This window comes from Enterobacter sp. H2G27, from assembly GCF_054403075.1.
This window is the reverse complement of sequence record NZ_JBSVSI010000001.1, coordinates 1469708-1483966: the sequence shown is the minus strand read 5'-3', so window position 1 is coordinate 1483966 and position 14259 is coordinate 1469708. Positions and strand designations below refer to the sequence as shown.

Genomic DNA, 14259 nt, shown 5'->3' with positions numbered 1-14259 from the left:
TCGTAAACTAATCGGTGAGATGAAGGAATGCGGCTCCGCGCATGCCTCCTGCGTCCCCGTGTCGCGCGCGTTCAATACGCGGCACGCGGGCAACCGGCAATAAATGTCGGGGCAAACGCCCGGACAACCGTTCCGTAATCGCGGTAAAGTTTGAAAGCCCTCCCCCGATCACCAGCAGATCCGGGTCGACGATGGTGAGAATATTTCCCAGACACACCGCCAGCAGATCCAGGTAGCGCTCGACGTGCTCACGCGCCTGCGCATCCCCTTGCTCCCACAGGGTAATGATTTGAGGGGCCTCAAGTTTCTGATGATAGAAGTGTTCGTAAAGCCATGCAAACCCGCGGCCTGACAGGTAGTTCTCAATACAGCCGTGCTGCCCGCAGCCGCAGCGTGTCAGCGGGAAATCACGCCCCACCACTTCCAGCGCGTCCACCGGCAGGCGGATATGGCCAAACTCGCCGGTAATGTAGCTGCGGCCGGTGATGGGCTTACCGTTGATGACGATTCCTCCGCCGACGCCGGTACCGAGGATCAGCCCCATCACCAGAGAATATTGACGGAATTCATCATCCCAGGCTTCAGAGAGCGCGAAGCAGTTGGCATCGTTGTCTAAACGCACGTCGCGTTCAAGGAGAGCTGAGAGATCGGCACGCAGCGGTTTACCGCTGGCGGCAGGCACGTTGGCCGCGTACAGCGTACCGTCGTCGGTTTCGGGCATGCCCGGAATGCCAATGCCGACGCTGCCTTTGACCCCAAAGCGTTCATCCGCCTGAGCCACCAGCGCGGCAATGGCGGTTAAAAATTCGTCATAACTTTCGCGCGGCGTAGGAACACGGGTTTCCCACTGCAGTTTGAGGTTTTTATCAAACACGCCGAGCGCAATCTTGGTGCCGCCAATATCAAATCCATAATACATAACGCATTCCTCTTTCGATCTGGCGACCCGAAAGCCGCTAGATCATGACGTAATTACTGGCCACTTAATACCCTCGCCGGATCAATTCGGCTTGCGCGACGCGCCGGATACCAGCTTGCCAGCAGACTCAGTAAAAGTGCTGTAAGCAGCACATAAAAAACATCCAGCCAGTGCAGTTCAGACGGCAGGAAGTCAATAAAATAGATATCACCCGACAGGAACTGGTGACCAATAAGCTTTTCAATACCGTTGATAATCGGCGTCAGCTGCAGGGAAACCACCACGCCAATCACCACGCCGCACAGGCTACCGAACAGACCCGCCAGCAAACCGTACCAGACGAAGATGGCGCGAATAAGACCGTCTTTTGCTCCGAGGGTACGCAGCACGGCGATGTCGCCGCTCTTGTCCTTGACCGCCATGACCAGCGTCGAGACGATATTAAAGCACGCGACGCCAATCACCAGCACCATCGCCAGATACATAATGGCGCGGATCATCTGGATATCACGGTACATATACCCGTAAGTGCCGATCCAGCTTTTGATGTAGACATAGTTATTGGTCACGCTGCCCGCGTCGCGCACCAGTTTGTTGGCGTTAAAGACGTCGTTCACCTTAATCGCAATGCCCGTCACGCTGTCGCCCATGTCGAGATACTGGCGCGCATCCTCCATCGGCACCATCGCAAAGCTGTGGTCAAGCTGGCCGCTCAGCTGAAGAATACCGGTAACGTGCAGGCGCACGCGTTTTGGCTGCTGCAGTTTGTGATCGGCGCTGGCGTTGGGGATCATGATTGACACCCAGTCGCCCTGCTTCACCTTCAGGGCATCAGCAACGCCTTTACCCATGATGATCTGCTGCTCGCCCGCCCTGAAGTTGGCCCACGCGCCGTTCTGCACATAGTTTGGCAGCGCGCTGAGACGCGCTTCCTGTGCCGGGTTGACCCCTTTCACCTGAATGGCGCGCAGGTTTACCCCGCTTTCCACCAGCCCGGTAAAGTTAATGTAGGGCGCGGCCGCGGCGATGCCCGGCACTTTTTCAACTTTGGTGAGCGCATCGCTCCAGTTCGTCCACGGCTGGTTAACCGGCTCGATCTCCCCGTGCGGCACCACCGCCAGAATGCGGTTATCCAGCTCCCTCTCAAAACCGTTCATCGCGCTTAAGCCGACAATCAGCACCGCCACGCCCAGCGCAATACCGATGGTCGAGATGACGGAGATCAGCGACACCATGCCGCCGCGACGGCGGCCGCGGCTAAAACGTAAACCGATGAGTAATGATAACGGTGACGCCATTACTCTGCTCCCATCAGGGTCAGTTCCGCGTTCAGATGGCCGTCGCGCATCTCAAGCTGACGTCCCATGCGTTTTGCCAGCTGCAGATCGTGGGTCACCACCAGAAACGCGGTGCCCTGCGAAGCGTTCAGCTCGCCCAGAAGCTGGAAAATACTGTCCGCATTGCGGGCGTCCAGGTTACCGGTGGGCTCATCCGCCAGCACCAGACGCGGGTTGTTGACCAGCGCACGGGCAATCGCCACGCGCTGGCGCTCGCCGCCGGAGAGCTCCGACGGACGGTGGTTACCGCGATGCCCCAGCCCTACCGCTTTGAGCATATCGCTGGCGCGAGCGTTAATCTCTGCCGGTTTCTTTTTGCCAATCAGCAGCGGCATCGCGACGTTTTCCAGCGCCGTGAAGTCCGGCAGCAGATGGTGAAACTGGTAGATAAAGCCCAGCTCGCGGTTGCGCAGCTCGGCCTTCGCCGCCGAGGACATTTTGCTCATCGGCTGGCCGGAGAAAATCACGTCGCCGTTGGTTGGGGTATCCAGCCCGCCCAGCAGATGCAGCAGCGTACTTTTGCCCGAGCCGGAGCTGCCGACAATCGCCATCATCTCGCCTTCGCCCACGCTGAAGCTCACATTGTGCAGCACGTCGGTTTGCACAGTGCCTTCCTGATAGCGTTTGGACAGGTTGTCGCATTGCAACAGGATCTTATTCATAACGTAAAGCCTCAGCGGGTTGAGTGGCGGCGGCGCGCCAGGAAGGATAAAGCGTAGAAAGCAGCGCAATGGCCATCGCGGCCAGCGCAATACCGACCACCTGCAGCGGCTCGATAGCCACCGGCAGCGCCGCGCCGTCGAGCAGGGCGCCGATGATCGGCATTAAGTTATTAAGCTGACTGGCAAGCAGCGCACCCAGCACCGCCCCGAGCAGCGCGCCGATGATACCGGCGCTGGCGCCCTGCACCATAAACACCGCCATGATCTGGCGCGGCGTGAGCCCCTGGGTTTGCAGGATAGCAACCTCGCCCTGCTTCTCCATCACCATCAGACCCAGCGAGGTGATGATGTTAAATGCCGCCACGGCGACGATCAGGCTCAGCAGCAGCCCCATCATGTTTTTCTCCATCCGCACGGCCTGGAACAGCTCGCCTTTACGCTCGCGCCAGTCCTGCCATTTGGTGCCGTCCGGCAGTTTTTGCTGGCTGAGAGTATCGACCTTCAGCGGCGCGTCGAGCCACAGTCGCCAGCCGGTGATATTTCCTGCCGGGTAGCGCATCAGGCGTGACGCGTCCTGAATGTTAACCAGCATCTGGTAGCCATCGACTTCGCTGTTGGCAGCAAAAGTACCAATCACGTTAAACAGACGCTGGCTTGGCAGGCGCCCCATCGGCGTAAACTGGCTGGCAGAAGGGACCATTACGCGCAGCTGATCGCCACGGTTGACGCCAAGCTGTCCGGCAAGCTGCTCGCCCAGAATCACGTTGTATTTCCCGGCTTCCAGGTCGGTCTGCTTCACGTTAACGAGATACGGCGTCAGCGGATCGTTTTGCGTCGGGTCGATACCCAGCATCACGCCGACCGCCACGCTGCGGGCGCTTTGCAGCACCACGTCGCCGGTGGTCAACGGCGCTACGCGCGTGACGCCCTGTAACTTCGCCGCGCTTTCCGGCAGCTGCTGCGGGTTAACCGAGCCGTTAGTGGATGAGAGTACGGCCTGCGGCATCAGCCCCAGGATGTTGTTTTGCAGCTCGCGCTCAAAGCCATTCATGACGGAAAGCACCGTCACCAGAGCCATCACGCCAAGCGTAATGCCAATAGTCGATAGCCAGGAGACAAAGCGACCGAAGCGGTCCGCGGCGCGCCCACGCATGTAGCGTAAGCCTATGAAGAGTGCGACAGGTTGATACATGAAGTCCGTCTGTTTGCTGATAGCAGACCCACGAGTATATAAGCGAATCCGTTAAGCGTAAATGACTGAAACCGTAAGCTTTGGTAATCATTTTTCCAAAAAATTCAGATAAATCAGGATACTAATATCTGAAACCGCACCTCATAACCTCCACCTTTTCCGAAAAACCTCCTGATACAGACTGTTACCCATTACAGCACGGTTTCGTTTAACAACAATTGCTCGTTCGTCTATGGCAATAAGGTAGTTGCGAACAATGAAGCAAAAAGCATTATGGATTAACCAGATAAAAGGGCTGTGTATCTGCCTGGTGGTTATCTATCATTCGGTTATCACGTTTTATCCGCATCTGATCGGGCTGCAACACCCGCTCTCCGGCCTTCTCGCCAAATGCTGGGTCTATTTTAATCTCTATCTTGCCCCCTTCCGTATGCCTGTCTTTTTCTTTATCTCCGGCTATCTGATCCGTCGTTATATTGACGAGGTGGACTGGCGAACCAGTCTCGACAAGCGAATCTGGAGCATTGTCTGGGTCCTGGCGCTGTGGGGGATTCTGCAATGGCAGGCGCTGACCCACCTGAATGCCTGGCTGGCCCCCGATCGCGAGCTTGCCACCTCGTCGAACGCGGCCTACGCCGACTCGTTCTCAGGATTTGTGCTGGGGATGCTCACTGCCAGCACCAGCCTGTGGTATCTGTATGCCCTGGTAGTGTACTTCACGCTGTGTAAACTGCTGAGCCGCTGGAAGCTGCCGATGCTGGGGCTGCTGGCGCTGGCAAGCATCGCGATCAACTTCCTGCCGCTGCCGTGGTGGGGAATGAACAGCGTGGTCCGCAACATGATCTACTACAGTCTCGGGGCGTGGTATGGCGCGACGCTGATGGCGTGGATGAAAAGCGTCAGCCTGCGCCGCCTCTCGCTGGCAACCGTCGCTTTCGCCGCCGTCTCCGTGGTGCTGTGGTTTGCTAACGTTCCGCTGCTGCTCTCATTGCTGTCGATTGTGCTGATCATGAAGCTATTCTACAGCTTTGAGCAGCGCTATGCCGTTCACCCTGACAACCTGTTGAACGTGATTGGCTCCAATACCATTGCGATTTATACCACCCACCGCATCTTAATTGAGGCCTTCAGCCTGTTCCTGATTGGCGAGATGAATGCCGCTTACTGGCCGGTCTGGGCTGAACTCACCTTAATTCTGGTCTACCCGTTTGCCAGCCTGCTGATCTGTACCCTGGCTGGACTCGGGGTGCGTAAAATTTCCACCGCGCTGTTTGGCGACGTTTTCTTCTCTCCTCCGTCTACGCTGACCCTGTCCCCCTCAACGCGTTAATGCCCTCTCCGCCCCCGCTACGGGGGCGTTTAGCCCTGCCGTGCGGTTACGATTTGCTTATGCAAAACGATCGAGGATAATAAAGACATTGCGTATCAGTGATATGCCCCAATACTGTTGGTATATCCATAAGAGACTCTGACATAGCCATGCCTGAACACTATCGTTATTCCTTGCCTGTCAAAGCGGGCGACCAGCGCCAGCTGGGTGAACTCACGGGCGCGGCGTGCGCCACGCTGGTGGCGGAAATCGCCGAGCGTCATCAAGGGCCGGTGATCCTGGTTGCCCCGGATATGCAAAACGCCCTGCGCCTGCACGATGAAATTCGCCAGTTCACCGATAATCTGGTGTTCAGCCTGGCCGACTGGGAAACGCTGCCCTATGACAGCTTCTCTCCGCATCAGGAGATCATCTCCTCGCGCCTGTCGACGCTCTACCAGCTTCCGACCATGCAGCGCGGCGTGCTGATTGTACCGGTGAACACCCTGATGCAGCGCGTCTGTCCGCACAGCTACCTGCACGGCCACGCGCTGGTGATGAAAAAGGGCCAGCGCCTGTCCCGTGATGCCCTGCGGGCGCAGCTTGACGGGGCCGGCTATCGCCACGTCGATCAGGTCATGGAACATGGGGAATACGCGACCCGCGGCGCGCTGCTCGACCTTTACCCGATGGGCAGCGACCAGCCGTATCGTCTTGACTTCTTTGATGATGAAATCGACAGCCTGCGCGTCTTTGACGCCGACACGCAGCGCACGCTGGAGGAAGTGGAGTCCATCAATTTACTGCCTGCGCATGAGTTCCCCACGGACAAAACCGCTATCGAACTGTTCCGCAGCCAGTGGCGCGATAGGTTCGAGGTGAAGCGCGACGCGGAACATATTTATCAGCAGGTCAGCAAAGGCACGCTGCCTGCCGGGATCGAATACTGGCAGCCGCTATTCTTTAACGAGCCGCTGCCTGCCCTGTTCAGCTACTTCCCGGCGAATACGCTGATTGTTAACACCGGCGATATCGACGCCAGCGCCAGCCGCTTTGAAAGCGAAACCCGCGCCCGCTTTGAAAACCGGGGCGTTGACCCGATGCGTCCGCTGCTGCCGCCGGAAGCGCTGTGGCTGCGTACCGACGAGCTCAACGCCGAGCTGAAGCGCTGGCCGCGCATGCAGCTGAAAACCGATTCGCTTGCCGACAAGGCCGCCAACACCAACCTCGCCTTCCGGACGCTGCCGGACCTGGCCGTCCAGGCGCAGCAGAAATCCCCGCTGGATAATCTGCGCAAGTTCCTGGAGTCCTTTACCGGCCCGGTGGTGTTCTCCGTTGAGAGTGAAGGCCGCCGCGAAGCTTTGGGTGAGCTGCTGGGACGCATCAAGGTGGCGCCGAAGCGCATCCTGCGCCTGAGCGAAGCGACCGGAAACGGTCGTTACCTGATGATTGGCGCCGCCGAGCACGGTTTTATCGACACGCTCAACAACCTGGCGCTGATTTGCGAAAGCGACCTGCTGGGCGAGCGCGTCGCGCGCCGCCGTCAGGACAGCCGTCGAACCATCAACCCGGACACGCTGATCCGCAACCTGGCCGAGCTGCATCCGGGCCAGCCGATTGTGCACCTGGAGCATGGCGTTGGGCGCTATCAGGGGATGACCACGCTGGAAGCGGGCGGCATTAAAGGTGAATACCTGATGCTGACCTACGCGAACGACGCCAAACTGTATGTTCCGGTGTCGTCCCTGCATCTGATCAGCCGCTACGCGGGCGGTGCCGAAGAGAACGCGCCGCTGCATAAGCTGGGCGGCGACGCCTGGGCGCGCGCGCGCCAGAAGGCCGCGGAAAAAGTGCGTGACGTGGCCGCCGAGCTGCTGGATATCTACGCCCAGCGCGCGGCCAAAGAGGGCTTCGCCTTTAAGCATGATAAGGAACAGTATCAACTGTTCTGCGACAGCTTCCCGTTTGAAACCACGCCGGATCAGGCTCAGGCTATTAACGCCGTGCTGAGCGACATGTGCCAGCCGCTGGCAATGGACCGTTTAGTGTGCGGCGACGTCGGCTTCGGTAAAACCGAAGTGGCGATGCGCGCCGCCTTCCTTGCGGTGGAAAACAACAAGCAGGTGGCAGTGCTGGTGCCGACCACCCTGCTCGCTCAGCAGCACTTCGACAACTTCCGCGACCGCTTTGCCAACTGGCCGGTACGCATCGAGATGCTGTCGCGTTTTCGCAGCACCAAAGAACAGACGCAGATCCTCGAACAGGCAAGCGAAGGCAAAATCGATATTCTAATCGGCACCCACAAGCTGCTGCAAAGCGACGTGAAGTGGAAAGATCTGGGGCTGCTGATCGTCGACGAAGAGCATCGCTTCGGGGTGCGCCATAAAGAGCGCATCAAAGCGATGCGCGCCGACGTCGACATCCTGACCCTGACAGCAACGCCGATCCCGCGAACCCTGAACATGGCGATGAGCGGCATGCGCGATCTGTCAATTATTGCCACGCCGCCGGCGCGCCGTCTGGCGGTGAAAACCTTCGTCCGTGAGTACGATAATCTGGTTGTGCGTGAGGCAATACTGCGTGAAGTGCTGCGCGGGGGTCAGGTCTATTACCTGTACAACGACGTGGAAAACATCCAGAAAGCGGCGGACAGGCTGGCGGAGCTGGTGCCGGAAGCGCGCATTGCTATCGGTCACGGGCAGATGCGCGAGCGCGAGCTGGAACGGGTGATGAACGACTTCCACCACCAGCGCTTTAACGTGCTGGTGTGCACCACCATCATCGAAACGGGGATCGACATTCCGACGGCGAACACCATCATTATTGAACGCGCGGATCACTTTGGTCTGGCGCAGCTTCACCAGCTGCGCGGCCGCGTCGGGCGTTCGCACCATCAGGCCTACGCCTGGCTGCTGACGCCGCATCCGAAAGCGATGACCACCGACGCGCAGAAGCGTCTGGAAGCCATCGCCTCGCTGGAAGACCTCGGCGCAGGCTTCGCGCTGGCCACGCACGATCTCGAGATCCGCGGCGCCGGCGAGCTGCTGGGTGAGGACCAAAGCGGCTCCATGGAGACCATCGGCTTCTCGCTCTATATGGAGCTGCTGGAGAACGCGGTTGATGCCCTGAAGGCCGGACGCGAGCCGTCGCTGGAAGATCTCACCAGCCAGCAGACCGAGGTCGAGCTGCGTATGCCTTCCCTGCTGCCGGATGATTTCATTCCGGATGTGAATACCCGCCTGTCGTTCTACAAGCGCATTGCCAGCGCGAAGACGGAAAACGAGCTGGAAGAGATTAAGGTTGAGCTGATCGACCGCTTTGGTCTGCTGCCCGATGCGGCGCGAAATCTGCTGGATATCGCGCGCCTGCGCCAGCAGGCGCAGAAGCTGGGCATTCGTAAGCTCGAAGGCAACGAAAAAGGCGGCGTGATTGAGTTCGCGGAGAAGAACCACGTCAACCCGATGTGGCTGATCGGCCTGCTGCAAAAACAGCCGCAGCATTTCCGTCTGGATGGCCCAACGCGTCTGAAATTTACCCAGGAGCTGACGGAGCGCAAAACCCGCATGGACTGGGTGCGTAACTTTATGCGCCAGCTGGAAGAGAACGCGATCACCTGACCTCCCTTCCCCCGTTAGCCCAGCGCTAACGGGGGACAATTTACAAACTCTTTGCACTTCACCCGATCTTCCCGACACACCCATTCGCCATAATTATCGTTAACGCCTTATAAAACAATAACCTTATCATTTGCATGGATTATGGTGATGATGACCTCTTCGCGTTTTACTCGCTGGTTAACCCTGATTGCGCTGGCAGCCACCGTCGCGGTGGCGCTTCCCGCTCGCGCAAATACCTGGCCCCTTCCTCCGCCCGGCAGCAAGGTGGTGGGTGAAAACCGCTTTCATGTGGTTGAAAATAATGGCGGTTCGCTGGAAGCCATTGCCAAAAAATATAACGTCGGTTTTCTGGCTCTGCTGCAGGCGAACCCCGGCGTCGACCCGTACGTCCCGCGCGCGGGCAGCGTATTGACAATCCCGTTACAGACTATCCTTCCGGACGCCCCGCGTGAGGGGATCGTGATAAACCTGGCGGAGCTACGCCTGTACTATTATCCGCCGGGTAAAAATGAGGTGACCGTCTACCCGATTGGTATTGGTCAGCTGGGCGGCGACACCCTGACGCCGACGATGGTCACAACCGTCTCGGATAAACGCGCGAATCCAACCTGGACCCCGACGGCCAATATTCGTGCCCGTTATAAAGCTCAGGGCATCGATCTTCCGGCCGTGGTGCCAGCAGGCCCGGATAACCCGATGGGTCACCACGCAATCCGTCTGGCGGCCTACGGCGGCGTTTACCTGCTGCACGGAACGAATGCGGACTTTGGCATCGGCATGCGCGTCAGCTCCGGCTGCATTCGTCTGCGCGATGACGATATCAAAACGCTGTTTAACGTCGTTACGCCGGGTACCAAAGTGAATATTATCAATACGCCGATTAAGGTTTCTGAGGAGCCGGGCGGAGTGCGGCTGGTTGAAATTCATCAGCCGCTATCGAAAAACATTGGCGACGATCCGCAGACGCTGCCCATTAACCTGAATGCCGCGATGGTAAGCTTCAAAACGAATGCGAATACCAACAGCGAGGTGATGGAGCGCGCAATGGAGGCCCGCTCAGGCATGCCGACCGATGTCACCCGGCATCACGATGTTGCCCAGCAGTCGATGTAAATCAGAAATAAAAAAACGCCCTGCTCAGCAGGGCGTTTTCTATTGCAGTGGCATAAATGAGGGTTTATGCCCGGCTTATTTGTAGATGACGGCGGTGCCGTGCAGGGTGTTAGGACCGGTCACAGAGGTGATGCGGTAAGATTTTGCGCCCATCTCTTGCGCTTTTTGCGCCAGCTGATCTTCCAGGGAACCCAGGTTAGTCCCGGCAGAGGCAGAGATCGTCCCGACTTTATGCTGGTCAGCAGGGGTGGATTGCACCTGTACAGCAGCAAAGCTTGCGAAAGAGAGTGAACTCAGAACAGCGGCAGCGATGAGGGTTTTTACGTTTTTCATGATGTTTACCTTTAGCAGATGAATTTGGAGGTCGTTAATCATTTAGTTAACGATCGATATGTAAATCATAAATGTGATCCACATCACGCGTCAACACAATTTTATAATGGTCGTTAACTTAATTTTAAAGTCGTTATTTTTCATACTCATATGATTAATTTATTTTTAAGCATTCAGCGCTGGTGGTGACTTGCGTTTATTTTTATAATGGTCATTCAACAAACCAACAGAGGACCAACGGCACATGACAACCGACGTCACGAGTTGTGCGAAGAAAAGCCGTGGCCGACCAAAAGTGTTTGACAGGGATGCAGCGCTTGATAAGGCCATGACTCTCTTCTGGCAACATGGGTATGAAGCAACCTCGCTTTCCGATCTGGTAGAAGCTACCGGAGCAAAAGCGCCGACGCTGTATGCCGAATTTACCAATAAAGAGGGGCTGTTCAGGGCGGTGCTGGACAGATACATTTCGCGCTTTGCGGCGAAACACGAAGCCCAGCTGTTTTGTGAAGAGAAAAGCGTCGAACAGGCGCTTCGGGATTATTTCACCGCCGTCGCGACCTGCTTCACCAGTAAAGAGACGCCTGCGGGCTGCTTTATGATTAATACCTCTGCCACCCTGGCGGCGTCCTCTAAAGAGATTGCCAATACGGTGAAATCGCGGCATGCCATGCAGGAGGAGACGCTTAGCGCATTTCTGGCTCAGCGCCAGCAGCGCGGTGAAATCCCTGCCCAGTGCAACCCACAGCTGCTGGCGCAATACCTGAGCTGTATTTTGCAGGGGATGTCGATCAGCGCCCGTGAAGGGGCTACGCTGGAAAAACTGCAGAATATAAGCGAAACCACGCTGCGGCTGTGGCCTGAGCTACTGAAAATCTGAAGCAAAAAAAAGCTCCTCAGCCTGAGCGCATGAGGAGCTAAATTCAGAGAACATCTTTTTTACACTTTGTTATTCAGAACCAGCTGGCCATTTCCATCCAGTGGAATTTGCGTGCCCGGGTCTTTATCCATGCGGATTTTGCCCTGCTGATCGCCAATTTTGTACGTCACGTCATAGCCCAGCATTTTTTCCGACTTGTCATAGACGGTTTTGCAGCGCTGCTGAGTCGTGGTGTAGGTATCGTTATCCTGCATCGCGCCCTGCACCTGGTTACCGGCATAGCCGCCACCCAGCGCGCCGACCACGGTCGCCACATCTTTACCCCGGCCGCCGCCGAACTGGTGACCAATCACGCCACCCGCTACCGCGCCCAGAACAGAACCGGCGATACGGTTTTCATCCTGCACCGGACGACGATGCGTCACGGAGACGTTACGGCACTCCTGACGAGGCGTTTTTACCGTTTCTTTAATCGGTGTAGCAGAAACCACCTGCGCATACTGCGGGCCGCGATCTAATACGTTGAGACTGGCAACGGCAGCCACACCTAACGCAGCCGCGACGCCAATCCCTATACCCGCCAACATTGATTTATTCACGGGACTTCCTCCTTTGTTGCTATTGGTAACAATTTTGCAATGGAGGCACGGCTTCGCCAATCAGATAAAGGATCAAAAAAGGGGTGTTCAGAGGAGATATATTGTATTTAGGAGAACTCTTATGCACTCAATCTGTGATCTACAGCATGAAATGCTAAAAACTCCCTCCGGAGAGCCCGGAGGGAGTGAAAGATTAGTGCAGCTTCAGACGCGGACGGATCACGCGGTTGATTCTGCCGACCAGCATCATCAGCCCGGTTTTGAAATAGCCGTGCAGCGCAATCTGGTGCATACGATACAGGGAGATATACACGAAGCGGGCAATGCGCCCTTCTACCATCATCGAGCCGCGCATCAGGTTACCCATCAGGCTGCCGACGGTAGAGAAGTTTGACAGAGACACCAGAGAACCATGGTCTTTGTAGACATAGGCTTTCATTGGCTTGCCTTTGTACTGCGCCAGAATGTTGTGCAGGACCAGGCTTGCCATCTGGTGAGCGGCCTGCGCGCGCGGCGGCACAAATCCACCTTCAGGACGCGCGCAGGAGGCGCAGTCACCGATAGCAAAGATTTCAGGGTCACGCGTGGTTTGCAGCGTCGGCTCCGTCACCAGCTGATTGATGCGGTTGGTTTCCAGGCCGCCGATATCTTTCATAAAGTCAGGCGCTTTGATGCCGGCCGCCCAGACCATCAGATCCGCTTTGATATACTCGCCGTCTTTGGTGTGCAGGCCGCCTTCGTCGGCGCTGGTCACCATGGTCTGCGTCAACACCCGCACGCCCAGCTTGGTGAGTTCATTGTGCGCCGCACCGGAAATACGCGGAGGCAGCGCGGGCAGAATGCGTTCACCGGCTTCGACCAGCGTGACGTTCAGCGCTTCATTCGTTAATCCTTTATAACCGTAGCTGTGCAGCTGCTTCACCGCATTGTGCAGCTCCGCAGACAGCTCAACGCCCGTCGCACCGCCGCCGACAATGGCGATATTCACCTTACCGTTCGCACCCATATTGCTGGTGTACTTCAGGAACAGGTTCAGCATTTCCTGATGGAAACGACGCGCCTGGTGCGGGTTATCGAGGAAGATACAGTGTTCTTTCACGCCCGGCGTGTTGAAGTCGTTGGAGGTACTGCCCAGCGCCATGACCAGCGTGTCATACGCCAATTTACGCTCGGGAACCAGCAGCTCCCCTTTTTCATCGCGCAGCTCTGCCAGAGTGATGGTTTTGCTTTCACGGTTGATGTCCACCACCGAGCCCAGCTGGAACTGGAAATGGTGGTTGCGCGCGTGCGCCAGATAGCTGAGCGCGTCCACGCCCTCATCCAGAGAGCCGGTCGCCACTTCGTGCAGCAGCGGTTTCCACAGGTGGCTGTGGTTACGATCCACGAGCGTGATTTTGGCTTTTTTACCGCGACCCAGCTTCTTACCCAACTGTGTCGCCAGCTCCAGCCCGCCAGCACCACCGCCTACAATCACTATCTTTTTCAATGGCGTAGTCAACGTGACCCCCTCAAATTATTAACCAATTGTTAATTAAAGGTTATAAAAATAACCCTTAATTAACAACAGGTTACAGCACTGAAACCATTCAGGTGCATTGAGAATACCACGTCAGGCGCATTGGTCATACCAAAATTGATATGCATCAAGTTTTGATGGCTTAAAAGTAGACAATTCTGGTCAAAAAGAAAGCCCGGCACGCTTTCACGGCCGGGCTTCGACGCCTGCAGGCAAGGAATTAACCCAGCGTTTTAAATGCTTTGATACGCTGCAGGTGCGGGGAGATGTTTTTGAACTTGTGGGTCTGTTCTTCGTCCCAGACAATTTCGTAATAATGATGCAGCAGCTCTGCCGCCCGGTGGCTGTTGAGCGCCTCATCGTTACGCGACAGGATCACCAGACAGCGGTCACGGTTTTTCTCACGAAAATTGCTCACGCACTTGGTCGCAATATCGACATACTCTTCCGGGCGGTCAATTTTGCCTTCCATGTTCTCGTTCGGGAACAGGTTAGGATTGAATACCACCTGACGGATGTCGCACAGGAAGCCAATGCGCTCCGCCCAGTAGCCGCCCAGCCCCACGCCGCAGATCAACGGGCGATCGTCGACGTTGAGCTGCAACATCTTGTCCACCTCTTTGAGCAGATGCTGCATATCGTGCTTCGGATGGCGCGTGCTGTAGCTGATCAACCGTACATCCGGATCGATAAACTGCAGCTGCAGCACCTTCTCATGATTACCAGGGCTGTTTGAGTCAAAACCGTGTAAATAGATGATCATCGTCTTCTCACCACGCTAC

Annotated in this window: 12 protein-coding genes; 4 read left to right on the top strand and 8 right to left on the bottom strand. The window is 56.8% G+C overall.

All coding sequences use genetic code 11. From position 1 onward, the window contains the following. Nucleotides 1-7 precede the first annotated feature (7 nt). From nagK to lolC, 4 genes are read right to left on the bottom strand one after another with little or no spacing between them, the layout of a single operon-like run. Nucleotides 8-919: an N-acetylglucosamine kinase gene (gene nagK / locus ACW9E7_RS06995; protein ID WP_271367666.1), complete on the bottom strand. Its 912-nt coding sequence runs from the start codon at nt 917-919 to the stop codon at nt 8-10. A gap of 53 nt (nt 920-972) precedes the next feature. Next, entirely contained in the window at nt 973-2217 is a 1245-nt protein-coding gene (gene lolE, locus ACW9E7_RS06990; RefSeq protein ID WP_458727469.1) for a lipoprotein-releasing ABC transporter permease subunit LolE, read from the bottom strand. Further along, on the bottom strand, nt 2217-2918 hold the full coding sequence (gene lolD, locus ACW9E7_RS06985; RefSeq protein WP_008500772.1) for a lipoprotein-releasing ABC transporter ATP-binding protein LolD: 702 nt from the start codon (nt 2916-2918) through the stop codon (nt 2217-2219). The genes lolE and lolD overlap by 1 nt, the downstream gene beginning before the upstream one ends. After that, a complete protein-coding gene (lolC, locus tag ACW9E7_RS06980) occupies nt 2911-4110 on the bottom strand; it encodes a lipoprotein-releasing ABC transporter permease subunit LolC (RefSeq protein ID WP_127730410.1) in 1200 nt (399 codons plus the stop codon). The genes lolD and lolC overlap by 8 nt, the downstream gene beginning before the upstream one ends. A gap of 256 nt (nt 4111-4366) precedes the next feature. Here lolC and ACW9E7_RS06975 point away from each other — a divergent pair, with 256 nt between their 5' ends. From ACW9E7_RS06975 to ldtC, 3 genes are all read left to right on the top strand, one after another. Beyond that, complete coding sequence (locus ACW9E7_RS06975) at nt 4367-5440, top strand: acyltransferase family protein (RefSeq protein ID WP_458727468.1); 1074 nt, start codon at nt 4367-4369, stop codon at nt 5438-5440. A 149-nt stretch (nt 5441-5589) separates the two neighbouring features. Beyond that, entirely contained in the window at nt 5590-9036 is a 3447-nt protein-coding gene (gene mfd / locus ACW9E7_RS06970; protein ID WP_458727467.1) for a transcription-repair coupling factor, read from the top strand. Between the two features lie 147 nt (nt 9037-9183). Beyond that, nucleotides 9184-10149, top strand: coding sequence for a L,D-transpeptidase LdtC (gene ldtC / locus ACW9E7_RS06965; protein ID WP_111965550.1), 966 nt, complete (start codon nt 9184-9186; stop codon nt 10147-10149). A gap of 75 nt (nt 10150-10224) precedes the next feature. Here ldtC and bhsA read toward each other — a convergent pair whose 3' ends face one another. Then, nucleotides 10225-10482: a multiple stress resistance protein BhsA gene (gene bhsA / locus ACW9E7_RS06960; protein WP_023616599.1), complete on the bottom strand. Its 258-nt coding sequence runs from the start codon at nt 10480-10482 to the stop codon at nt 10225-10227. A gap of 244 nt (nt 10483-10726) precedes the next feature. On the opposite strand from bhsA, the gene ACW9E7_RS06955 reads away from it, so the two are divergent. Beyond that, nucleotides 10727-11362, top strand: coding sequence for a TetR/AcrR family transcriptional regulator (locus tag ACW9E7_RS06955; RefSeq protein ID WP_024909039.1), 636 nt, complete (start codon nt 10727-10729; stop codon nt 11360-11362). 59 nt (nt 11363-11421) lie between these two features. Here ACW9E7_RS06955 and ACW9E7_RS06950 read toward each other — a convergent pair whose 3' ends face one another. From ACW9E7_RS06950 to ycfP, 3 genes are all read right to left on the bottom strand, one after another. Beyond that, entirely contained in the window at nt 11422-11961 is a 540-nt protein-coding gene (locus ACW9E7_RS06950) for a glycine zipper 2TM domain-containing protein (protein WP_008500779.1), read from the bottom strand. Between the two features lie 193 nt (nt 11962-12154). Continuing rightward, complete coding sequence (locus ACW9E7_RS06945; RefSeq protein WP_127730402.1) at nt 12155-13459, bottom strand: NAD(P)/FAD-dependent oxidoreductase; 1305 nt, start codon at nt 13457-13459, stop codon at nt 12155-12157. 238 nt (nt 13460-13697) lie between these two features. Then, nucleotides 13698-14240 carry an alpha/beta hydrolase YcfP gene (gene ycfP / locus ACW9E7_RS06940; RefSeq protein ID WP_008500781.1) on the bottom strand — a complete coding sequence of 181 codons (543 nt, stop codon included), beginning with the start codon at nt 14238-14240 and terminating at the stop codon, nt 13698-13700. Nucleotides 14241-14259 lie beyond the last annotated feature (19 nt).